This is a genomic window from Luteibacter yeojuensis (genome assembly GCF_011742875.1).
Taxonomy (GTDB): Bacteria; Pseudomonadota; Gammaproteobacteria; order Xanthomonadales; family Rhodanobacteraceae; genus Luteibacter; species Luteibacter yeojuensis.
On record NZ_JAAQTL010000002.1, the window covers coordinates 111,179 to 133,332 of the forward strand.

The following is a 22,154-nucleotide window of genomic DNA, read 5'->3' on the forward strand; positions in this document are numbered from 1 at the left end:
CGTCAGTTGTCCATGCGGTAGGGACCCATGAGATCAGGGTCGATGTCCTGCTTCGGGAGATCGGGCGGGAGATCGCCCACGGCGATCGCCTGCTTCAGCCGGAACACGTAGGCCAGGATCTGCGCCACGGCGATATAGAGCGCCGAGGGGATTTCGCGTCCGATTTCCGTCGTGTGATACAAGGCGCGTGCCAACGGCGCGGCTTCGACCACCGGCACCTTCGCGCCGCCGGCCACGTCGCGGATCTGCTGGGCGATCACGTCCACGCCCTTGGCCACCACGCGCGGCGCGCCCATGCGGTCTTCGTCGTACTTGAGCGCCACCGCGAAGTGGGTCGGGTTGGTCACGATCACGTCCGCCGTCGGCACGTCTTCCATCATCCGGCGCCGCGCCATCTGGTGCTGCATCTGGCGGATCTTCGACTTCAGTTCCGGACTGCCCTCGTTTTCCTTGTGCTCGTCCTTCACTTCCTGCTTGGTCATCTTCATCTTCTTGGTGAAGCTGAATTTCTGCCACGGCGCATCGACGAGGGCGATGGCGCCGAGGGCGCAGGCGAAGACGAGCGAAGCGTGGCCCAGGATGCCCAGCGCATGGGCGATGCCGTTCGCCACCGGCCCGGTGCCTGCGGCGTACATCTCCTGCGTGGAGCGCTTCAGGAACCAGACCAGGGCACCGCCGATCAGCGCCAGCTTGAGCAGGGACTTACCCAGCTCGACCAGACCGTTCAGCGAGACGAGGCGGGAGAAACCCTTGATCGGGTCCAGGCGGTCGAATTTCGGAAGAAGCGCCTGGCCGGAGAAATTGAGGCCACCCATGAGGGCCGGTGCGGCGATGGCGGCGACCATGGTCACGGCGAACAGCGGACCGAGCAGTCGCAGGCCTTCCGCGGCGGCAGTCATCAAGGCATGGCGCAGGCCGTCGACGGCGAACAGGTCGTCCCGCGAGTAACGCAGGCCGACGCGCATGATGTTGGCCGCATGCGTGGCCATCTGGTCGCGCGAGGCGATCATCGTCGTCACGCCGGCGAGCACCACCACGGCCGTGGAGAGGTCGCGCGAACGCGGCAGGTCGCCCTTCTCGCGGGCTTCGCGAAGGCGTTTTTCGCTGGGGGCTTCGGTGCGGTCTTCCTTATCGGTTTCGCTCATGGCGCTACCTCCCGATAAGCCCGCGCATGGTTTCCCACGCGTCGGTCTGCAGCGAATCGAACGCGCCCGGCAGGGCGCGCAAGGCGAGCCACACGGCCAGCAGGCCGAGGCAGATGGTGATGGGGAAGCCCACCGCGAACAGGTTCATCGACGGTGCGGACCGGCTGATCGCGCCGAAACCGAGGTTCACCACCAGGGTGGCGGTGAGCGCGGGCAGCGCCACGCGCACCGCGCCGGTGAACAGGTGGCCGGCGAATCCGAGCACGCCCCACAGGCCGTCCGCGCCGATCCCCTGCTGGCCTACCGGCAGCGTGCGGAAGCTGTCGGCTAGCAGGGAAATGAGTTGCAGGTGGCCGTTCATCACGAGGAACAGCAGGGTCACCAACATCATGTAGAACTGGCTGAGCACCGGCGTGGTACCGCCGACACCCGGGTTGACCGTCTCCGCGAAGCCGAGGCTCATCGCCTGCGACACGATCTGCCCGCCGAACGACACGGCCTCGAACACCAGCTTGAGGACGAAACCGAGGGAAGCGCCCACCAGCACCTGCTGGGCCAGCGTCGCCACGCCCTGCGCGGACAGCGGACGGATGTCCAGCGGCGCCAGCGGAGCGAGGGCCATCGTCAGCAGCAGGGCCAGGCCGATGCGGATCCGGGCCGGAATCGTCGTGGCGCCCAGCACCGGTGCCACGAGCAGCAGGCCGGCGATGCGGGCCAACGCCCAGCATGCGCTGCCGACCCAGGCTTCGAGCTGGCCGAGATCGATCGGCATCAACGCACCGCCTGGGGCAGGTTCTCGATGAGCGTACGGGTGAATTCCACCAGCGTGCGCAGCATCCAGGGGCCGGCGACGATCATCACCAGGGCCATGGAGATCAGCTTCGGGATGAAGCTGAGCGTCTGTTCGTTGATCTGCGTGGCCGCCTGCACCATGCCGATGATGAGACCCACGGCGAGCGCCGTGAGCAGCAGCGGCGCGCCGATCAGCATCGCGATGTGCAGGGCCTGCTGGCCGAAGCCAATGACCGATTCGGGCGTCACTGGAAGAAGCTCCCCGCCAGGGTACCGAGCAGCAGGGTCCAGCCGTCGACCAGCACGAACAGCATGATCTTGAAGGGCAGCGAGATGATCATGGGCGAGACCATCATCATGCCCATCGACATCAGCACCGAGGCCACCACGAGGTCGATGATGAGGAAGGGAATGAACAGGAGGAAGCCCATCTGGAACGCGGTCTTCAGTTCGCTGGTCACGAAGGCCGGCAGCGCGACGCGATACGGCACGGCGTCCTTGTCGGCATAGGGTTGCTCGCCGGCCAGCTTCGTGAACAGCTGGAGGTCGGGTTCGCGGGTCTGCTCGAGCATGAAGTGACGGAACGGCGCGGCGGCGAGCGGCAGGGCTTCCTGTACGTTTATCTGGCCGTCCATGTACGGCTTGATGCCCGCGTCGTACGCCTTGTTGAGCACCGGCGTCATCACGAACAGCGTGAGGAACAGCGAGAGGCCGAGGATCACCTGGTTCGGCGGCGTGCTGTTCGTGCCGAGGGCCTGGCGCAGGAATCCCAGCACGATGACGATGCGGGTGAACGAGGTCATCATGAGCAGGATCGCCGGCAGCGCGGTGAGCGCCGTCATCAGCGCCAGCACCTGGATCGACAGCGACCAGGTCTGGCCGCCGTTCGCGCCGGGTTGCACGTTCAGCACAGGAATACCCGGCTGGGTCTGATCGGCGGCGAAAGCAACGACGGGAAACAGGAAGAGCAGCAACATCACCCACACGTCGCTCCTGCGCAGGCAGGAGCCCAGCGACTTCCGCCGCGCTGACGAAGGCGCGGGGTTCCCGCCTTCGCGGGAACGACGGCGGCCGGGCCAGGAAAACCCGAGCCTCATGGGCGCCTCCACTGCGCCAGCACGTCGCGAAAACCGCGAATCGTCGGCGCGGCCGGAGCGGCCGGATCGTCCTGTACCGGCGTGTCCAGCACATGCAGCGTGCGCAGGCCACCCGTCGGCGAGGCGCCGACCAGGAGCTGGGTGCCGCCTACTTCGAGCAACACGATCTTTTCCTTGACGCCCACCGGCATCGACTCGATCACGCGGATCTTCCTGCCGCCCTGACGCACGCGCGCCTGGGCACGACGGCTGAGCCAGCCGACGAAGAAGATGAGCGCCACCACGCCGAGCAGGCTGACCAGGACGCGGAGCAGTTCCGCACCCGAATCGACGGCGGGCGCGGCGACCGGGGCCGCCATCAGGGCGCAGGGAAGGAAGCCGCCAGCGAGGGCGGCGGCGAAACGGCGCATCGGGATCACCGCAGCTTGCGGACGCGCTCGGCCGGGCTGATCACGTCGGTCAGCCGGATACCGAATTTCTCGTTGATGACGACGACTTCGCCGTGGGCGACGAGGGTGCCGTTGACGAACACGTCGAGGGGTTCGCCGGCGGCGCGGTCGAGTTCGACCACCGAGCCCTGGTTGAGCTGGAGCAGGTTGCGGATGCTGATCTTGGTGCGGCCGACTTCCATGGCCATGGTGACCGGCACGTCGAGGATGACGTCAAGGTTCACTTCGTTGCCGAGGCCAATGGTGGAAGCCAGCGAAGCGTCGCTGCCGGGTTCCAGTTCGTCGAGGGTGGTTTCGTTCATTTCCGTTCCTACAGAGGGCGAGAGCTGCGGTGCATGGCTCTTGAAGCAAGCGGCGTGCCATGCGCTCGGCGCTCTGTGATGAGCCAATTTGCACATCACATCAACCACTTGGAGCGACCACTCCGGGAACGGGACGAAGGTGACGCGGGAGGGCAGACGGAAACCTGACGCTCGACGGCAGTTAGTCGCCGTGACGGGGCATTGACGGTGTCCCGAGCATGCCGCCTGCCGGCGACTCGCCGCTATAGCGGCTCCTACAAGGGGCGTGTCGGAAGGGAGGGGCGTGTCGGAAGGGAGGGGCGTGTCGGAAGGGAGGGGCGTGTCGGAAGGGAGGGGCGTGTCGGAAGGGAGGGGCGTGTCGGAAGGGAGGGGCGTGTCGGAAGGGGGAGACGTGTCGGAAGGGGGGGCGTGTCGAAAGGGGGGGGACGTGTCGGAATGGGGGCAGCGCCCGAAGGGGGAGGCGCCGACCTGTAGGAGCCGCTATAGCGGCGAGCCCGCCGCGACGCGGCGGAGCATTCGACCTCACGCCGGCTCGGTCACCGGCTGGGTCGGCACGGGCGTCGGCCGGGGCGCGCTCCGCCGCAGCAGCGACTCGAACTGGATCGCCTTGTTGCCGTTGGAGTTCGCCATGCGGCCGCGGAAAATCGGCACGTCCTCGGCGAACACCGTGGCCGTCTCAGGGAGGCTGATGGGAATCACGTCGCCCTTGCGCAGGTGCAGGAAATCCCCGATGGTCAGACGCGCCTCGGCCAGCATCGAAGTGATCTCCACTTCCGCGTCGAGGATTTCCTCGTGCAGGTTCTGGATCCAGCGCTCGTCGCGCTCGGCGCGGTCGCTCTGTACGCCCGCGTCGAGGAGTTCGCGGATCGGCTCCACCATCGAATACGGCAAGGTCAGGTGCACTTCCCCGCCGCCGCCATCCAGTTCGATATGGAAGCGGGACACCACCACCGTCTCGGTGGGGCTCACGATGTTCGCGAACTGCGGGTTGATCTCCGAATTCAGGAACTCGAAGTTCATCCTCAGCACGGGCGCCCAGGCCTCGGCCATGGCGCCAAAGGCTTCCTGCAGCACGATCTGGATCACGCGGTTCTCGGTGGGCGTGAAGTCGCGGCCCTCGATGCGCGCGTGGTAGCGTCCGTCGCCACCGAAGAAGTTGTCGATGACGGTGAAGACCAGGCGTGGCTCGAACACCATCAGCGCGGTACCGCGCAGCGGCTTGATACGGATCAGGTTGAGGTTGCTCGGGACGGCCAGCGAGTGCACGTACTCGTTGAACTTGGTCATCTTCACGCCGAGGACCGACACCTCGCACGCCTTGCGCAGCACGTTGAACAGGTTGGCGCGGAAGTAGCGGGCGAAACGGTCGTTGACCATTTCCAGCGTGGGCAGGCGGCCGCGAACGATGCGGTCCTGCTGGGTGAAATCGTAGTCCAGTATGCCGCCGGGGGGCGGAAGCTCGACCTCGGTCTCGACCGCGCCGCCCTCCACGCCCGCCAGCAGGGCATCGATTTCTTCCTGGGTAAGGATGTCGCTCATGGCCGCGAGCCCTTCACTGCATGATGAAGCTGGTGAAGAAGACGGCGTCGACGCCCGGACGGCCGATCTTCTGCTGCAGGATCCGCTGGATCTCCGCCAGCGCGGCCGCCTGGAGCTTCTGCTTGCCTTTCACGTCGGAGAGGCTCTTCACGTCCTGCGCCGAAAAGAGCATCAGCAGCGCGTTGCGGATCTCCGGATCGGCTTCCTTCGCTGCGGCGATGGCTTCCGGATCGTACGACATGACGTTCACGCCGACCTGGAGGAAGCGCAGGGCGGCGGCGTCCTGGAAGTTGACGACGAAGGCCGGATCGAGCTGCAGGTAGATCGCCGGCTTCGACTTGGCCGCGGTCGCGGCGCCCTCGGGGCCGCCCTTGCCACCCTTCATCAGCACCCAGCCACCCGCGCCGCCGGCCACGAGCACGACGAGCGCACCGATGAGCAGCAGGCTGCCCTTCTTTTTCTTCTTGGGGGTGCCTTCGGTGGCGTCCGTGGGTGCTGCGGCCATGCGGGGTAAACCTCTTGGGAATGCGTGGATGCGTTGAGCTTACAGGTGACGTGCAATCGTCGTGCCAGCTTTAACGTCGGAAGTTTGACGTACTTTTCTGTGGGAGCCGCTTCAGCGGCGATGGCGACTTGCGGCAAGATTGCCCGCTGCCGCGGGATCGCCGCTGAAGCGGCTCCCACATGGATTGCGCACCATCAGGCAACTTCATCGACGAGGCCGCGGGAGAGGCGCGAGGTGGCGATCGTTTCGACGCCGGCCGAACCGGCATCGCCGGACTGATCCGATGCGTTTCCGTTGCCGCCCTCCCCACCCTGCCCCGCCTGCCGCTGGCCGACGTCGGCCTGACCGAGCGAAAGGCCATGGTGGGCGAGCATGCTGTCGAGCTGGGACAGTGTCTGCTGCACGGCGTGCACGGCGGCCGGATGCTGGGCGATGACGGCCACATTGACCTTGCCGCCGTCCACGTTGACGCGAACGTCCATGCTGCCGAGTTCTTCCGGATGCAGCTTGATCCGCGCCTCCTTCACCTGGCCCGAGCCCATCCACGCGATCTGCTCGCCGAGTTCCTGGGCGAATTGCGGCGACGTGGCCGGCTGCGTGGCCTGCAGCTGCACGCTGGGCGCGCCCTGCCCGGCGCCCTGCGCATGCGCGAACGGCATCGGGCTGGCATTGGCCGCGTCGACGGAGGAGCCGTCGTCCTTCGCCGCCTTCGCACCCACCTGGGTCGCGAGCAATGCGACGAACGAAGGCGCCGTGGCCGTCGCACCCGCAAGGGTGCCGGCCGGCAATGCGTCGGCTGCGAGGCCGGTCGAAGCGGCGGTCGCATCCTTGAGGCCGGCCGTCGCCTCGGCGTCGGCCGCCGCGGTACCGGGAAGGATGCCCGCGAGCGGGCCGGCGACACCGAGCCCGGCACCCGCACCGGCGGCACCGACAGCCGCGTCCTTCGCGGCGCCCAATGCCTTGGCGGCACCCCCTGTCACGGCGGGCGGCACGCCGATCAGCGAGAGCATCGTCGTGGCGATCGAGGCATCGTCGGCGGACTCGTCGTCGTGCTTCTCGGACTTGTCGTCCTGTTTCGCGCCAGCCTTCGCGCCGGCGGCTTTCGCCGGCGGCGGCGCGTCCTTGTCCTTCGGGGCGCCTTCCGCCGGCTTGCGCGGCGCACGCGCATCGGCGAGGGCGGCGTCGAAGCGCTTCGAGGACGGCACGTCGTCCTGGCCATGCCCCGTCACCGGCGGCGTGGTCGGCGCGGGGGGGCGGGCGACGTTGAGGGCGAGGGTGGCGTTGTTCATGCGATTGATCCGGTTCGATGCGTTCGATGGGAGGAGCCGACGTTGCGACACGTCAGCCCTCGCTCCGTGGCGGACGGCGGTATTGCGAGCGCTCGTCGGCCTGCTCCTGCTCACGGCGATCCTGCGTCTTGCGTTCCTGCTCGCGATATCTGGTGGTGACCGTGTCCAGCGCCTTCGCGCGGCCGCGGGCGTCGGTCCAGTCCTTGCGGGCGCGGTCGAGCGCGCGCTCGCGCCGCTGTACCTCGCCCAGCTGCTGGACGATCGCCACGTCGATCTTCTGCAGGAACTGCTGCCGGTTGAGCAGCGCGCTCACGCCGATGCCGCTCGGCATCTCCGCGTACTCGTTGCGATAACGGCGCAGTTCCGTCAACTGGCGTTCGGCGTCCGCCAACGCGCGCTGCTGTGCGGCGAGCGCGCGCGTGGCGTCCTCGGCCTTCTCGGCGGCGAGGTCGACGACGGGTTGCAGGCGGTCGGCGCGCGAAGGCATCAGGCCACCTGCGTGGATTCGGCGAGGGCGGCTTCGGCTTCCTCGATGTTCACAGGCACATCGGTTTCCTGCTGGAGGAAAGCCGAAAGCCGCGGATAGAGCGCGATCGCCTCGTCGGTGCGCGGATCGCTGCCCTTCTGGTAGGCACCCACCGCGATGAGGTCGCGCTGCTGACGGTAGGCGGAATAGACTTGCCGGAAGCGTTGCGCCGAACGCATGTGCTCCTTCGTCACCACGGCGGGCATGACGCGGCTGATCGATGCCTCGATGTCGATGGCCGGGTAATGGCCGGCTTCGGCCAGGTCGCGCGAGAGGACGATATGGCCGTCGAGGATCGCGCGGGCCGAATCGGCGATGGGATCGTGGCGGTAATCGTCGCCCTCGGTCAGCACGGTGTAGAAGGCGGTGATGGAGCCCCGCCCCTCCGCATCGTTGCCCGCGCGTTCGACAAGCGCAGGCAGCATCGCGAACACCGACGGCGGGTAACCCTTCGTGGCCGGGGGCTCGCCGATGGCCAGCGCGATCTCGCGCTGCGCCTGCGCGTAACGCGTGAGCGAATCCATCAGCAGCAGCACGCGCTTGCCCTGATCGCGGAAATGCTCGGCGACGGCAGTCGCCACCTGTGCGCCACGCAGGCGCGACAGCGGCGGCGCGTCCGCCGGCGCGGCGATGACGACCGCGCGGCGGCGGCCCTCTTCGCCCAGGGTGTGGTCGACGAACTCCTTTACTTCGCGGCCGCGTTCGCCGATCAGGCCCACCACCACGACGTCCGCATTCGTGAAGCGGGTCATCATGCCCATGAGAGTGGACTTGCCGACGCCCGAACCGGCGAACAGGCCGATGCGCTGACCGCGTCCCACGGTAAGCAGGGAGTTGATCGCACGCACACCGGTGTCCAGCGGCGTGTCGATCGGCTGGCGCAGCATGGGATTGATCGGCTCGCGGCGGAGCGGCGCGCGCTCGCGCACCAGCAGCGGTCCCTGGCCGTCGAGCGGCACGCCGTCGGAGCCGATCACGCGGCCCAGCAGGGCATCGCCCACCGGAATGCCGGACACCGCCGCAACGGGCGTGACCCGCGCGTTCGGCAACACGCCATGCATCTCGCCGGTCGGCATGAGCAGGAGGCGGCCATCGGAAAACCCGACGACTTCGGTTTCCAACTGCTTGCCGTCGGCGCCCGCGACCATGCAGCGGGCGCCCACGGGCGCCTCGCAACCGACCGCTTCGAGCGTGAGCCCGACCACGCGGCGCAGCTTGCCCTCGGCCTGCAGGGGCCGCACGTGCTCGGCGCTCGCGCGCTGCGCGGCCAGCGTCTCGCGCCAGTGCGCGTTGCGCGTGGCCACGTGGCGGTCGGCGCTCACGACGCCTCCGCCTCGCCGTCGTCGCCGGAACCGTCGCGGCCCTGGAGCACGCTGTCGACCACGGCGGCGAGCCGGGTGCGCACACGCGCGTCGAGACGGGAATGCTCGCTTTCCAGCCGCACGTCGCCCCGCTCCAATGCGGGATCGTCGACGATCGTGCCCTCGTGGTCGAGCGACGAGCGGTGCTCGCGCACGATGGCCGCGTCGGCGGGATTCAGGTGAATCTTCAGGTGGCGCGTGGCGGCCGGCAGCACGTCGACGGCCTGGCGCACCACCTCGACGATCTTCTCGGGACGCGTCGCCAGTTCGTAACCGAGCACGCGCTCGGCGATCGTCGTCGCCAGCAGGGCGAGGTCGCCGGCCACGTCGTTATCCAGGTCCGCGAAGGGCCGCTCCACGGCGGCGAACAGGGCATCGAGCCGGGCCACCTGCGCGGCCAGCTCGCGTTTCGCCATCGCCCTGCCCTCGTTGAGACCGGCATTGAAACCTTCCTCCCGCGCCTGCCGCTCGATCGCCTCGATCTCGGCGACCGTGGGCCGCGGCGGGCCTTCGTCGGGCGCTTCGGCATCCTGCGCCTCGGCCGCGCCGACGACGGGCAACTCCCAACGTTCGAACTGGGCGACGCGCTCGCGCGCGAGGATCGAGGTGAGGCTCATCAGACGAACTCTTCCCCGCCGCCGGCGAGATTGATCTGGCCCGCGTCAGCCAGGCGACGCGCGGTGGCAAGGACTTCCTTCTGCGCCGCGTCCACCTCGGAGAGACGGACCGGTCCCTTGACCTCGAGGTCGTCGCGCAGCATGTCGGCGGCACGCTTGGACATGTTCGAGAAAATCTTCTCGCGGATGGCGCTTTCCGCACCCTTGAGCGCGGTGATGAGACGCGCCGACGGCACTTCGCGCAGCAATGTCTGCATGCTGCGGTCGTCGAGGTCGGCCAGGTCGTCGAAGACGAACATCAGTTCCTCGATGCGCTCGCCGAGGCCGGAGTCGATACCGCGGATCGAGGCCATCAGCTCGGCCTCGCGGGAGGTTTCCATCGCGTTGAGGATGTCCGCCGCGGCCTTGAGCCCGCCGACCGTGGCCGACTTCAGCTTGGTGGAGTTGCCGGAGAACTGGCGTTCCATGATCTCGTCCAGCTCGTTCAGCGCATGCGGCTGCACGCCGTCGAGCGTGGCGATACGCATCACCACGTCGCTGCGCGTGCGCGCCGGCATATAGCCGATGACTTCCGCGGCCTGGTCGGCCTCGAGGTGGGCGAGCACCAGCGCGATGATCTGCGGGTGTTCCTGGCCGATCATTTCGGCGATGGCGCGGCTCTCCATCCACTTCAGCGATTCCAGGCCCTTGCTGCTGCGGCCCAGGAGGATGCGGTCGATGAGGCCGCCGGCCTTGTTCTCACCCAGCGCGTTGACGAGGATGCGGCGGATGTATTCCTCGGTGCCGACGCCGATGGCGGTGTGCTGGCCCACGTCTTCCTGGAGCTTGGTGAGCACCTGGTCGACCTGCTCCTTGCTGACGTTCTTCAGCGCGGCCATCGCCGTGCCCACGGCCTGCACGTCGCGTGCGCCGAGGTGCTTGAGGATGGACGCCGCGTCTTCTTCACCCAGGGTGAGGAGGAGGATCGCCGCCTTCTGTGCGCCCGTGAGGGCCTCTTTCTGCTCAGCTGCCATCTTCGGATACCCAGCTCTTCACGACCTGTGCCACCTGCTTCGGGTTTTCGGCGGCCATGCGCTTGGCAAGGCCTACCTTCTGTTCGTAGGCCAGCAGCGCGGGGGAACCGAGCTGGGCCTGCGAGGTGGACACGCGGTCCGGTGCGATGTCGTCGTCGTCCACCATCACCGAGACGGTGGGCATCGGCCCGGCGAGTGCGACGTTGTTCATGGCCAGCGGCGCCGGCTTCAGCAGGCCCTTGAGGATCGGGCGCAGCACGAAGAAGCCCACGATCAGCGCGATCATCACGCCGAGGCCCTGCTTGATGAGGTCGAGCATGCCCGGGCGCTCCCAGAACGGGGTGGCCTGCGGCGCTTCCTCGAGGATATTTCCGCGGAACGGTTCGTTGATGACGCTGACACTGTCGCCGCGCTCGGCACTGAAGCCGACGGCGTTCTTCGTGAGTTCGGTCAGGCGCGACAATTCTTCCTGCGTGAAAGGCACGCTCTTGAACTTGCCGTCCTTGTCGGGCACTTGCTTGTTGTCGACCACCACGGCCACGGACAGGCGCGCCACCTTGCCGGCCGGATCGGTCACGTGGCTCACGGTGCGATCGAGTTCGTAGTTGCGCGTGGCGCTCTCGGTCTTCTGGGTCGGCGTCTGCTGGGCGGTCTGCGTCGCGGATGCCTGTGCGCCGGGCTTGCCGCCGGCGGCGGGATTCGCGGCCGTCGCGTTGGCGCCGGTATTGGGCGGCTGGTTGCTGAGCGCACCCGGCACGCCGCCGTTGTTCGCCGGCTCGGTGCGGGTATCGCTGCTGGTCTGCTCGCTGCGCAGTGCCGGGTTGTCGTGGTTGAAGGTTTCGCTGGCCTTTTCGGTCTGCGAGAAATCGAGATCGGCGAAAACCTGGGCGCGTACCTTGCCGGCGCCGACGAGGGGCGTGAGCAGGTCTTCGACGCGCTGCGTGTAGGTAGCCTCGATGCGGTTGGACAGGCGCAGACGGCTGTCGCCGATGGCCTGGGCACTGTCCGGGTCGCTCACGGTGAGCAGGTTGCCGGTCTGGTCGATCACCGACACCTGGCGCGTGTCCAGGCCCGGCACGCTTGCCGCGATCAGGTGGACGATGGCGGCGACCTGGCCCTGGTCGAGCTGGCGGCCCGGGTAGAGCGTGACGACGACCGACGCGCTTGCCGGCTTGTTGTCGCGGATGAAGGCGGATGGCTTGGGCAGGGCGAGGTGCACGCGCGCGGCGCGCACGGACTGCAGGCCCGCGATGGTATTGGAGAGGTCGTTCTCCAGCATCGACTGGTAGCGGGTGCGCTCGGCCATATCGCTCATGCCGAACGGCGAATCCGTCTGCGGCATCGAGCTGGCGGCGCTGCCTTGCGGCAGGCCCTGGCCGGCGAGCTTCAGGCGGATACCCGCGACATCGGCGGCGGGCACGAAGATCGAGCTGCCGTCGGCGCTCAGGGTGTACTGGGTGTTGCTGGCCTGCAGCGCCTGCGTGACAGCGGCGGCGTCCTTCTGTTCAAGGCCGCCGTAAAGAAGCCCGTAGTTCGGCGCGCGCGACCACATCACCGCGGCGATGCCGATGGCGACGGCACCGGCGATGCCCGCGAGCATGAACAGCTGCCGCGCCGCGGGCGTCTGCGCCAGCGATTTCAGCGAGTGCATGCGCGAAGCCGCGTTGCTATCCGTGGTGGCGACGCCGTTATCTGCCATGGTTGAACCCGAATCCTGTCATTGCGCTCATGTCGTCAGATCGACATGTTCATGATTTCTTTGTAGGCATCGACCATCTTGTTGCGCACTTCGTTCATCGCGCGGAACGAGAGGTCGGCCTTCTGCCCCTGGATCATGACCTGGGCGAGATCGACGCCCGGATCGCCGCGTTCGAACGCCGCGGCCATCGTCGCGGCCTTGCCCTGGCTCTGCGCCACGCCATCGATCGATTGCTTCAGCAGGTCGCCGAACGTGCCCTTCTGCGTCGGAGCCGTCTCCCCCACGCCGCGCAGGGCGGGCATCTCGGTCTGCGCGCTGATGCGGCGCATCTGGAGCAGGAGGCTGTTGACGTCGATCGTGGTCATGACGGTTTTCCAACGCGTTATCGGGTTTCAGACACCCGATGCACGTCCTGTGCCAATGAAGACCGCGATCAGCCGGCCTGCACGGTCTCGGACAGACCGTACTTGCGCAGCTTCTCGACCAGCGTGGTGCGCTGGACGCGGAGCAGCTTGGCCGCGTGGGCCACGACGCCGTTGGCCGAGTTCAGCGCCTGGCGAATAAGGCCGATCTCGATGCCGGCGAGGTGGTCCTTCAGGTCCAGGCCGCCCTGCGGAAGGACGGAGGGGTCGCCCTCGCCCGCATAACCGAAGGACTCGACCACCTCGGGCTCGGCTTCCATCATCGCGATGAGCGCCGCACCGGAGACTTCTTCCACCGGCAGCGCGCCGCGGTATTTCTCGGGGAGGTCCGCCGCGCGCACTTCGCCGTGCGGCATGAGGATGGCCATGCGCTCGACCAGGTTCGACAGCTCGCGCACATTGCCGGGCCAGGCATGGCGGCACAGGGCACCCATGGCGCTGGGGGTGAAGCGGACGGAGGACAAGCCGCGCTGGACGAGGCGCTGGTTGAACTCGGCGATGAGCGCCGGGAGGTCTTCCAGCCGCTGGCGCAGCGGTGGCATTTCCAGCGGGAACACGCTGAGGCGGTAGAACAGGTCCTCACGGAAGCTGCCCCGCTCGATCGCACTCTCGAGGTCGCGATGGGTCGCGGCGATGATGCGCACGTCGCAGCGCTGCGGACGGTTGCCGCCCACGCGCTCGAACACGCGCTCCTGCAGCACGCGGAGCAGCTTCACCTGCATCGGCAGGCTCATGTCCCCGATCTCGTCGAGGAACAGGGTACCGCCCTCGGCCATCTCGAAACGGCCCTTGCGGGTATTGATGGCCCCCGTGAAGGCGCCCTTCTCGTGGCCGAACAGTTCGCTCTCGAGCAATTCGGCGGGAATGGCCCCGCAGTTGATGGCGACGAACGGCTTGTCGCGGCGCGGCGAGCAGTCGTGGATGGTGCGGGCGACCAGTTCCTTGCCCGACCCGGATTCGCCGAGCACGAGCACGCTGGAATCGAACGGCGCCACCTGGCGGATCAGCCCGTTCACGCGCTGCATCGGGCCCGACTGGCCGACGAAGCGGCGGCTGGCGTGCACCGGTTCCATGCGCGACTGCAGGGCGCGCAGCGCTTCGGAAAGGCGCTCGTAACGCAGCGGCATGTCGATCAGTTCCACGTTGTTGCTGCGCGCGTCGTCGGCGATCAGGGAAGTGGCCAGCGGGGAATCCGCGGCAACCAGCATCGGCAGGCTCTTTCCGCCCCGGCTGACGGTGGCGAGGTGCCCTTCCAGTTCGGTCTCGTCCTCCACGGTGCCGACGTACACGCCGCGCCAGCTCTCGGCCAGTTCGGCGGGTTGGAGGCGGTTGGCGAGCACCGGGCGGTAGCCCAGGAAAGCGAGCGCCGAAACGACGCTCTCGGCGCGGGAAGCGTCGGACTCGACAACGAGAAACTGGGAAGACTTCACCGTGAATACCTCGCGTTCATGCCTTGGATCGAAGGGCTCGAACGGGTTCCGCGATGGAATCCCGTCGGCTTCATTGCCAAGGTATCAATCAAGGAGCGTGCCAACGCCGGAATTCCGACGCACGCGAGCCGAAATTGACGTGGTGGCGCGGCGCGCGGAGGTGTGGGGCAACCCGCCGGAGAGGTCCGGCGAGTGCTCGCGGCATGTGGGTCGCGCCCAGCGTGACGGTCGGCGTCACGAATGTGACGCGGGACGCCACGCGACGTTCTTACGTCACGTGACGCAAAAGGTCACTTCGCTTAGGGCAAGCTTGCCCGCCGCCGCGGGATCGCCGCTGAAGCGGCTCCCACATAAAGCAGGACCCGTTGCGGGACCCGGCCAGGCCAGCGTCCCAGCCCACCGGCAAACTTGTCGTATCGGCTCAGGATTCGCTTTCGGCGGGTCGTGACTGGGCCCGCGCCTCGGCGACCTGGCGCCGGTGCTGACGGAAAACCAGGCGCTCGATGCCATCGCGAACGGCCTCGGAAAGCCCCTCGAAGCCGACGAAGCCCTTGCCGTCGGTAGGCCCGGCCAGGCGCACCCCGGGCAGTTCCAACGGCAGTGCCCGGCAGGTGTCGAAGTGAATTTTCAGCATCACGGACTGGCCGACCGGCGGCAGACCGGCCCAGGGCAGCACGGCCCCGGCGGCATTGAAGCGGAGAGGAATGCGCGGCGGCAGGCTCGACTGCGGAAGCAGCAGCCGGTTCACGATCTCCATGAGCACGTTGAGCTTGGCGTCGAGCCGGGCCACTTCCTGCGAAAGCGGGCTATCGTCCTCGGCGCTGTCGGCGCGGCGTTCCATCAGGGCCGAGACGGCGACCAGGACGTTGGCGTTGCGGTCGTTGATGAGCGCCAGTGCGGTGGCATCGGGCCGCGATGCGATCTCGCAGGTAGCGTGGAACGTCGCGTCCCAGGCCACCCGCTCGGAAAATGCCTTCCAGCCCTCGTCGCTCATATGCCCCGCCCTCACGGAAGAAGGTTCGCCGCTCAGAACGAACTATACGCGGCCACGGCGCGGCGCACGCGGCGAGAGGCGTCCCACGCCACCGCTGCTTCGTCGCGGGCGACGGACACGAGATCCTTGATGAGTCCATCGAGCAGCATGATGGACTTCAGCGATTCCAGCGTCTCCGGCGCCGGCCGCATCGTGCCGCGGCGCAGGACCGGCTCGCGTTCGGCTTCGAGCGCGGCGAGGTCGTCCCAGCGGGCTTCGCTGGCCGCAGCATGCATCGCCTCGGTCAGGTCCAGCACGCGGTCGAGGTCGCACCAGACCTCGGTCACGCGCCGGCTCCGGTGGGCTGACGTGCCTCGACGGGGATGGCCACCCAGCTTTCGCGGATCTGGCCGAGCAGGCGGGTCACTTCGTCGATCGCTTCGCTGTCGCTGTACAGATTGGCGTGGAGCAGACGGCGGCTCATGTAGTCGTAAAGGCCCGCGAGCTGGCCGACCAGTGGTGTCGGCACCTCGTGATTCAACGAGGATTGCAGTCCACCGACAATCTCGATGGCCTTGGAAATCGCCTCGCCCTTGCCGGCGACATTGCCCGTCGCGATGCAGCCACGGGCGAAACGCATGCGCTCGAGCGCACCGTCCATGAGCATGGTGATGAGGCCATGGGGGTCGGCCGTCTCGACGCCGCCCGCCGTACGAACCTGCTGGTAGGCGCCTGCGCCCTGGGAATATCCGAGTGCCATGTCTGTTTCCTGGGGCCGCCGTTACTTGTTCGCCGTCAGCGCGTCGAACTGCTGCTGGAGATAGCTGCTGGTACCGGCCAGCTTGGTCATCATTGCGTCGAGCGCCGTGTATTGCTTGGTCAGGCGATCGGTGTAGTCCTGGATCTGTTTATCGAAGTCGGCGGCCTGGTCTTGCAGGTCCTTCGTCTTCTGGTTCAGGTTGTTCGTACGCTGGGTGAGGATGCCGGTGGTGGACGTCCAGCCGGTGATCAGCTTGTCCAGCTTCGGCGCGATGCCGTTGTCCCCGCTGAGAAGGTTCTGCGATTCCCGGGGGTTGTCGGCCAGCACCTTGTTGAGCTTGGTGGTGTCCAGCTTGAGCGAGCCGTCGACCTGGAACGAGACGCCGAGGTCGCTCAGCGAGGTCGGACCGCTGCTGTTGCCGGTGAATTGCGAGCCGAGCAGGGTCGAGACCTGGCTCTTGATCGAGTTGACCGTGGCATCGCCGATCAGCGCGCCCACCTGCTGGTTGGTGGCGTCGTACTTGGTCAGCTGCTGGTAGGTCGAGATGAAGGCGTTATACGAGGTCACCAGGGCGCCGAGCGCGGTGGAGACGGCGCTGGTGTCGTTGGTGATGGTGACGGTCGTGGGGTTGAAGCTATTATCGGGGTTTTGGGTGGAGACCTTGGAAAGAGTCAGGGTCACGCCGTCGATCGCCTTCGTGACGACGTTGGTCGGACTGCTGGCAGGGAGCTTGTCGATCGTGAACAGGGCGTCCTGAGCCTTGACCGTCGGCGTATCCGTGGCCGGATCGAAATCCAGCTGGGAAAGCCCGCCGTCGCCACCGCTGGTGACGACCTTGAAGGCGTTGTCCTTGCCGGTGACCGAGGAGGTGAGCACCAGGTGCGCGCCATCGGTGCCGGTGACGATGCTGGCGGTGACGCCGGGGTTGTCCTTGGACTTGTTGATGATGTCGCGGATGTTTTCCAGCGAATTCGCGCCGCTCGCGATGTCCACGCTCATCGACTTGTCGCCGATGGAGATGGTGAGGTTGCCGGTACCGAGCGCGGCCTTGCTGTCGGTGAAGGCAGTGGAGGTCGTCTTCTGCGAGGTCGCCAGCTGGGTGACCACGATGTTGTAGGTGTTGGGCTGTGCGGTGCTGTCCGCGGCGGCCGAGAGCATCGACGAATCGCCGACCGAAACTTTCGTCGTCGTGAACGCCGTGCCGTCGGTCAGGGCCTTGATGGCGCTCTGCAGGCTGGTCAGCGAAGAAGTGAAATTGCCCACCGCCGAAATCTGGGTGGCGTTCGCCTGCGTGTCGGCCGCGTTCTTGGCGTCGGTGGCCTTGCGCTTGTTGGCGACAAGGTTGCTGACGATCGACGCGACGTCGATGGAACTGCTGCCGAGGTTGACGGGATTCGTGGCCATGAAGCTCTCCTTGAAGACGCCTCACTGCCCCGGGCGCCAATTTGTCGACGGCTGGCGCCCTCGCGAGCGCCAGCCGTGACAACTAAGCAATTACCCTGCCAAGACCCGGAAAGCCCGGGCCCGGCGGTCCTGCACCTGTTACTGGAGCAGCTTCTGGACGATCTGCTGGCTCTGGTTCGCCTGGGCGAGGACCGAGACGCCGGCCTGCTGCAGGATCTGGGCCGACGACATGTTGGCCGTTTCCTGGGCGAAGTCCGCGTCCGTGATGGCCGAACGCGAGGCCGTCAGGTTCTGCGAGATGTTCTGCAGGTTGGAGATCGTGGACTCGAAGCGGTTCTGCACGGCGCCGAGGTCCGAACGGAGGTCGGAGATCGACTGCAGGGCGGCATCGACGCGGTTGATCGTGTCGTTGGCGCCGTCGACCGTCTTGACGCTCGAGGTGGCCAGGGTGTCGGTCGCGTTCACGGCGTCGGTCGCGGCGAAGCCGAGGTTGGTCGCTTCGGCACCCGACACGGCGATGGTCTTGGCCGAGGCGATGTTCAGCTTGCCATCGGTACCGACGTAGGCGGTGATGCCTTCGCTGGAGTGCGAGTTCACGGCGTCGGCAACATCCTGGGCGGACTTGAAGTTGCCCGTGATGTCGAACGAGGTACCACCACCCACCGAGATGGTCAGGTCACCGGCGGCAAGCGTCTTGCCGGCCGAGTTGTCCGTCACGTCGATCGACGTGGCCGTCGTGGTGTTGTTGGCAACGGTGAAGTCGCTGCCCAGCTGCGCCTGCAGGAAGGAGACGGCATCCGCTTGGGTGGCGCCCGTGTAGGTGCCCCAGTCGACGCTCTTGCTGCCGTACGTGACCACGCCCTTGGCGGAGGCATTGGCGGCCGTCCAGTCGGTGGCCACGGCTTCGGTGGTCGTCGTGCCGAGCTTGCCGCTCAGGTCGACCGAGTCCGTCGCCAGCTGGCCGATCTGGTTCGCCTTGACGCCCTTGTCGAGGCCGACGGTGATGACTTCACCGACGTTCGCGCCGACCTGGAAGCTGAGGTTCTTCGACGAACCGTCGAGGACCTTCATGCCGTTGAAGTTGGTCTGCGTGGCGATACGGGTCACTTCCGACAGACGCTGCTGCACTTCGGCGTCGAGCGCGGCGCGGTCGCTGGAGGAGTTCGACGCGTTGGTCGACTGCACGGCCAGCTCGCGGATGCGCTGCAGGTTGTTGGTGACTTCGTCCAGCGCCGACTCGGTGGTCTGCGACAGCGAGATACCGTCGTTGGCGTTGCGGACAGCCTGGGTCAGGCCATTGATCTGGGTGGTGAAGCGGGTCGAAATGGCGAGGCCGGCGGCGTCGTCCTTCGCGCTGTTGATGCGGTTACCCGACGACAGACGCTCGATCGCCGACGACAGCTTCGTCTGCGAGGTGCTCAGGTTACGCTGAGCGTTCAGCGACATGATGTTGGTGTTGATGGTCAGAGCCATGGGATTTTGATCCTTTGTAAGCGGAACCGAATTGCCGGAGGTTGTGCGGCGTAGTCCGGCGGGGTTCCGTTAGGGAAGCCTTCCGCCTCAGGGAGGTTTACGGCACGCCGGAGAGAAACTTGAGGACTTTTTCTACCTGTCAACAACTTTCTTGATCAGGGCCGGGTAGGCGTGATGCCCTTGGCTCTGTCGGGGAAGTTATCGGCCGCATCCCATCCAGATTTAGGCCCCTCCTCAAAATTTCGCCGCCCCCTTGTAGGAGCCGCCATGGCGGCGAGGAAACCTCGCGGCCACGTCGCACCGTGCCCTCGCCGCCATGGCGGCTCCTACAAAAAAGAAAAGAGGCCACCGGCCTCTTCTCCTTTCCGAGCGATCGCTCCGGCAACCTATTCGAGCAGCTTCAATACCAACTGCTGCGACGCATTGGCCTGCGCGAGCACCGACATGCCCGACTGCTGGAGAATCGTCGCCATCACTTTCTCGGAACTTTCCTCCGCAACATCCGCCTCCCTGATCCGGGTACGCGATTCGGTGAGGTTCTCCCGGATGTTGTCGAGATTGCGGACCGTCGATTCGAGACGATTCTGCACCGCGCCGAGTTTCGAGCGCACAGCGCTCACGGTCTCGAGGGTCGCATCGGTACTCGCAATGAGCGCATAGGCATCGTCATTGGTAAGTACCGAGCCATCGGCCAGCGAAGTCGACATGTTCAAATCATAGTTCGACGCAAAGCCGAGCTTCGTCGCCTCCGTGCCCGAAACTGTCACTGCCGACTTCGAATTGAAGTGCAGCTTTCCGTCCGCGCCTACGAAGGCAGACAGTCCGGCTCGACCATTCGCATTCAGCACATCGGCAATCTGCTGCACGCTGCGAAAAGAGCCGGCGACGTCCACCTTCTCACCGGACCCGGTGGTGAAACTGAGTTGCCCTTGCACCAGATCCAGCCGCGAGCCGGCAATGCGCTCGACCCCCAGATCCGTACCGTTACCTTCGATAGTCACTTTGAAGTCGGCACCAAGCTCCTTTTCCAGGAAGTCCCGTGCATCCTGCACGGTATTTCCCGTATAGCCTGCCCAATTCACATCCACGCCCAGGTATGTCTTCGCGGCCAAACTCGCACCATTGCCGGTCGACCAGTCGGTCGGCACCGCTTGGGAAGTCTTGGAGGAAAAGAAGGAACCGAGATCGACGGCGCCACTGGCGAGATGCCCGACATGATCGGCTCGCATGTTCTGATCCAGACCCATCTCGATGGTTTCCCCGATATTTGCTCCCACCTGGAAGGACAGGCGGGCTCCACTGCCATCGAGTACCTTCATGCCGTTGAAGCTGGTCTGGGTGGCGATGCGCGTGATCTCCGCAAGTCTTACTACCACCTCGTTGTTCAGCGCCTTCCGATCCTCCGGGGAATTCGAGCTATTGAGCGATTGCAACGCCAGTTGCCGGATTCGCTGCAAATTGTTCGTCACCTCATCCAGCGCCCCTTCGCTGGTCTGCGCCAGCGAAATGCCATCATTCGCGTTGCGCCTGCCCTGCGCCAGCCCGTTGATCTGGGTCGTGAAGCGAGTGGCGATGGCGAGCCCCGCCGCATCGTCCTTCGCGCTGTTGATGCGCATGCCCGAGCCCAAACGCTGATAAGCCGTTGCCAGCCTGCTCTGGGTGAGCCCAAGGGAACGCTGCGCGTTGAACGATGCCATATTGGTGTTGATGTGAAACGCCATGTCGATCTCATACCTTCTCTTATGGCGAACACGCCGCATGAAACGCGACGGCGTTGCGTGCCCGCGGCCATGTGATTTGCCGTAAGAGGTGATCGACTGGAAGCTGCTGGCTTTTTGACGGAGCAAACTGGAAGTTTCGTGGGCGGCGCAGTTGGTCGAACGTAAGCGTTCGCCCAGCGGATAGCAGCCACATGACGATCGGAAGTGGTCTACATACGCTCTGTTTTCTCTACGCGACGCTTTGCCAGTCCATGGATATCCACGGGCTCAACCATCCGCGGAAATGTCATGACTCTTCGATCGACAACGTAGGCGCGGAGAGTTGACCGCACTTAACGACGAGACAAAAGAAAAGGCGGCCTGATGGCCGCCTTGATGTATGCCTGTTGCCAGCACCCAATCGCCGCTGAAGCGGCTCCCACAGTTTCTTCCTTACCTATTTGAGGTAGTTGAAGAGGGTCAGGTTCTGCATTTTGACGTACGCCTGCTGCGCGGCGGTCAGCGCCGTCTGCTGCTGCACGAACTGACTCGTGGCGCTGGCGTAGTCGAGGTCCTGCAGGTTGGACAGTGTGGTCTGGTACTGCAGCTTCACGTCGTCGCCGATCTGCGACTGCTGGTCGAGGGTGTTCATGCGCGCGCCGATTTTCGTGCGCGTGTTGAGGAAGCTGCTCGAGGCCTGGTCGAGGTTCTGCAGTTGCGCGTTGATCTGGTTGTTCATCGGCGCGCCGCCGCCTGGGGCTTCGAACGCGTTGATGATGCCGGCGACAGTCGAGAAGACGTCCTGCGACGACGACGGCCCCACGGCGAAGGTGTCGCCCGCGGCGGGAACGCCGGTGATATTCAGCTGCGCGCCCTTGAAGTTGATGGTCCCGGTTTCACCGGTATAAGTACCGGTGGCAAGCGGCGGGTCCGTCGGAAGCGCGGCGTTGTCGCGGATCTCGTAATCCGTGGGAGAGGTGAAGGTGATCGTGTAGTTGCCGCCGTCCCATGCCGAGGCATCGGTGACGGAGGTGGCACCGACCACGGCCGTGCCGGTGTTGGCGGCGCCCGCGCTGGTGACGAAGCTGCCGTTGCCGCCACGGATTGCCATGAAGACGTCGGATCCGCTGTCGCCGGTGGCGACCTGCAGACCGGCGGCCGCCGCGACCATGCGCTGGTTCTGGTCGCCGCCGTAGTTCACGGTAAGGCCGTCGATGGTGAACGGCTGCGTCGTGGTCCGGCTGCCCGCGAAGATGTACTCGCCCTGCCCGTCCCGCGTGTTGCCCAGCGCCACCAGCTGCTTCAGCGTCTGGCGCAGCTCGGTGGCGATCGATTGGCGCGACTCGTCGGTCTGCGTGCCGTTCATGCCTTCCAGCGTGAGCGACCGGATGCGGTCGAGGATGTCGCCGGCCGAGTTCAGGGCCTGCTCCTCAACCGAGAGCCGGGTCGTGGCCGACTGGATGTTGCGTGTGTACTGGTCATTCTGCGCGGCGGCCGAGTTGGTGTCGACGGCGCGCGCGGCCGCGGAAGGATTGTCCGCGGGAGTCTGGATGGCCTTGCCGTTGCCGAGCGCGAGCTGGGTCTGCGACAGCGAGTACTGCCGGTCCAGCATCGTATTGACGGCCTGCTGCTGACCCCAGGAAGTGGAAATACGCATG

23 protein-coding genes are annotated in these 22,154 nt (G+C 66.2%); all 23 read right to left on the reverse strand.

Annotated elements, in window-relative coordinates; all coding sequences use genetic code 11:
• Positions 1–2: 2 nt before the first annotated feature.
• The 23 genes from flhB to flgL all read right to left on the reverse strand — a co-directional run bounded on the left by flhB (position 3) and on the right by flgL (position 22,153).
• Positions 3–1,145 carry a flagellar biosynthesis protein FlhB gene (gene flhB / locus HBF32_RS15380; protein WP_166700669.1) on the reverse strand — a complete coding sequence of 381 codons (1,143 nt, stop codon included), beginning with the start codon at positions 1,143–1,145 and terminating at the stop codon, positions 3–5.
• A 4-nt stretch (positions 1,146–1,149) separates the two neighbouring features.
• Positions 1,150–1,917, reverse strand: a complete 768-nt coding sequence (gene fliR / locus HBF32_RS15385) for a flagellar biosynthetic protein FliR (RefSeq protein ID WP_240148013.1) — start codon at positions 1,915–1,917, stop codon at positions 1,150–1,152.
• The gene (gene fliQ / locus HBF32_RS15390) at positions 1,917–2,186 is read right to left on the reverse strand and encodes a flagellar biosynthesis protein FliQ (protein WP_166700671.1); all 270 of its coding nucleotides are present in this window, start codon (positions 2,184–2,186) and stop codon (positions 1,917–1,919) included. Before fliQ ends, fliR begins: the two co-directional genes overlap by 1 nt.
• Entirely contained in the window at positions 2,183–2,914 is a 732-nt protein-coding gene (gene fliP, locus HBF32_RS15395) for a flagellar type III secretion system pore protein FliP (protein ID WP_166701086.1), read from the reverse strand. Before fliP ends, fliQ begins: the two co-directional genes overlap by 4 nt.
• A 116-nt stretch (positions 2,915–3,030) precedes the next feature.
• On the reverse strand, positions 3,031–3,444 hold the full coding sequence (gene fliO, locus HBF32_RS15400; protein WP_240148014.1) for a flagellar biosynthetic protein FliO: 414 nt from the start codon (positions 3,442–3,444) through the stop codon (positions 3,031–3,033).
• Positions 3,445–3,449: 5 nt separating this feature from the next.
• On the reverse strand, positions 3,450–3,785 hold the full coding sequence (gene fliN, locus HBF32_RS15405; protein WP_166700672.1) for a flagellar motor switch protein FliN: 336 nt from the start codon (positions 3,783–3,785) through the stop codon (positions 3,450–3,452).
• Positions 3,786–4,307: 522 nt separating this feature from the next.
• On the reverse strand, positions 4,308–5,324 hold the full coding sequence (gene fliM, locus HBF32_RS15410) for a flagellar motor switch protein FliM (RefSeq protein WP_166700673.1): 1,017 nt from the start codon (positions 5,322–5,324) through the stop codon (positions 4,308–4,310).
• 13 nt (positions 5,325–5,337) lie between these two features.
• Complete coding sequence (locus HBF32_RS15415) at positions 5,338–5,829, reverse strand: flagellar basal body-associated FliL family protein (RefSeq protein ID WP_166700674.1); 492 nt, start codon at positions 5,827–5,829, stop codon at positions 5,338–5,340.
• Between the two features lie 194 nt (positions 5,830–6,023).
• Positions 6,024–7,118 carry a flagellar hook-length control protein FliK gene (locus HBF32_RS15420; RefSeq protein WP_166700675.1) on the reverse strand — a complete coding sequence of 365 codons (1,095 nt, stop codon included), beginning with the start codon at positions 7,116–7,118 and terminating at the stop codon, positions 6,024–6,026.
• A 52-nt stretch (positions 7,119–7,170) separates the two neighbouring features.
• Positions 7,171–7,605, reverse strand: coding sequence for a flagellar export protein FliJ (gene fliJ / locus HBF32_RS15425; RefSeq protein WP_166700676.1), 435 nt, complete (start codon positions 7,603–7,605; stop codon positions 7,171–7,173).
• Complete coding sequence (gene fliI, locus HBF32_RS15430) at positions 7,605–8,966, reverse strand: flagellar protein export ATPase FliI (RefSeq protein WP_166700677.1); 1,362 nt, start codon at positions 8,964–8,966, stop codon at positions 7,605–7,607. The genes fliJ and fliI overlap by 1 nt, the downstream gene beginning before the upstream one ends.
• A complete protein-coding gene (locus HBF32_RS15435) occupies positions 8,963–9,622 on the reverse strand; it encodes a flagellar assembly protein FliH (RefSeq protein ID WP_166700678.1) in 660 nt (219 codons plus the stop codon). Before HBF32_RS15435 ends, fliI begins: the two co-directional genes overlap by 4 nt.
• Entirely contained in the window at positions 9,622–10,635 is a 1,014-nt protein-coding gene (gene fliG, locus HBF32_RS15440) for a flagellar motor switch protein FliG (protein WP_166700679.1), read from the reverse strand. The genes HBF32_RS15435 and fliG overlap by 1 nt, the downstream gene beginning before the upstream one ends.
• A complete protein-coding gene (gene fliF / locus HBF32_RS15445) occupies positions 10,625–12,334 on the reverse strand; it encodes a flagellar basal-body MS-ring/collar protein FliF (RefSeq protein ID WP_166700680.1) in 1,710 nt (569 codons plus the stop codon). Before fliF ends, fliG begins: the two co-directional genes overlap by 11 nt.
• 35 nt (positions 12,335–12,369) lie before the next feature.
• Positions 12,370–12,699: a flagellar hook-basal body complex protein FliE gene (fliE, locus tag HBF32_RS15450; protein ID WP_166700681.1), complete on the reverse strand. Its 330-nt coding sequence runs from the start codon at positions 12,697–12,699 to the stop codon at positions 12,370–12,372.
• A 68-nt stretch (positions 12,700–12,767) separates the two neighbouring features.
• Positions 12,768–14,186 (reverse strand): sigma 54-interacting transcriptional regulator, encoded by a 1,419-nt coding sequence (locus HBF32_RS15455; RefSeq protein WP_166700682.1) that lies wholly within the window; start codon positions 14,184–14,186, stop codon positions 12,768–12,770.
• Positions 14,187–14,607: 421 nt separating this feature from the next.
• Complete coding sequence (locus HBF32_RS15460; protein WP_166700683.1) at positions 14,608–15,180, reverse strand: PilZ domain-containing protein; 573 nt, start codon at positions 15,178–15,180, stop codon at positions 14,608–14,610.
• Positions 15,181–15,212: 32 nt separating this feature from the next.
• Complete coding sequence (locus tag HBF32_RS15465) at positions 15,213–15,506, reverse strand: flagellar protein FliT (RefSeq protein WP_166700684.1); 294 nt, start codon at positions 15,504–15,506, stop codon at positions 15,213–15,215.
• Positions 15,503–15,919: a flagellar export chaperone FliS gene (gene fliS / locus HBF32_RS15470; RefSeq protein WP_166700685.1), complete on the reverse strand. Its 417-nt coding sequence runs from the start codon at positions 15,917–15,919 to the stop codon at positions 15,503–15,505. Before fliS ends, HBF32_RS15465 begins: the two co-directional genes overlap by 4 nt.
• Before the next feature lie 21 nt (positions 15,920–15,940).
• Positions 15,941–17,323, reverse strand: coding sequence for a flagellar filament capping protein FliD (gene fliD / locus HBF32_RS15475; protein WP_166700686.1), 1,383 nt, complete (start codon positions 17,321–17,323; stop codon positions 15,941–15,943).
• A 138-nt stretch (positions 17,324–17,461) separates the two neighbouring features.
• Complete coding sequence (locus HBF32_RS15480) at positions 17,462–18,796, reverse strand: flagellin N-terminal helical domain-containing protein (protein WP_166700687.1); 1,335 nt, start codon at positions 18,794–18,796, stop codon at positions 17,462–17,464.
• A 386-nt stretch (positions 18,797–19,182) separates the two neighbouring features.
• Positions 19,183–20,517 carry a flagellin N-terminal helical domain-containing protein gene (locus HBF32_RS19535; RefSeq protein WP_166700688.1) on the reverse strand — a complete coding sequence of 445 codons (1,335 nt, stop codon included), beginning with the start codon at positions 20,515–20,517 and terminating at the stop codon, positions 19,183–19,185.
• Positions 20,518–20,953: 436 nt separating this feature from the next.
• Positions 20,954–22,153: a flagellar hook-associated protein FlgL gene (flgL, locus tag HBF32_RS15490; protein ID WP_166700689.1), complete on the reverse strand. Its 1,200-nt coding sequence runs from the start codon at positions 22,151–22,153 to the stop codon at positions 20,954–20,956.
• Position 22,154 lies beyond the last annotated feature (1 nt).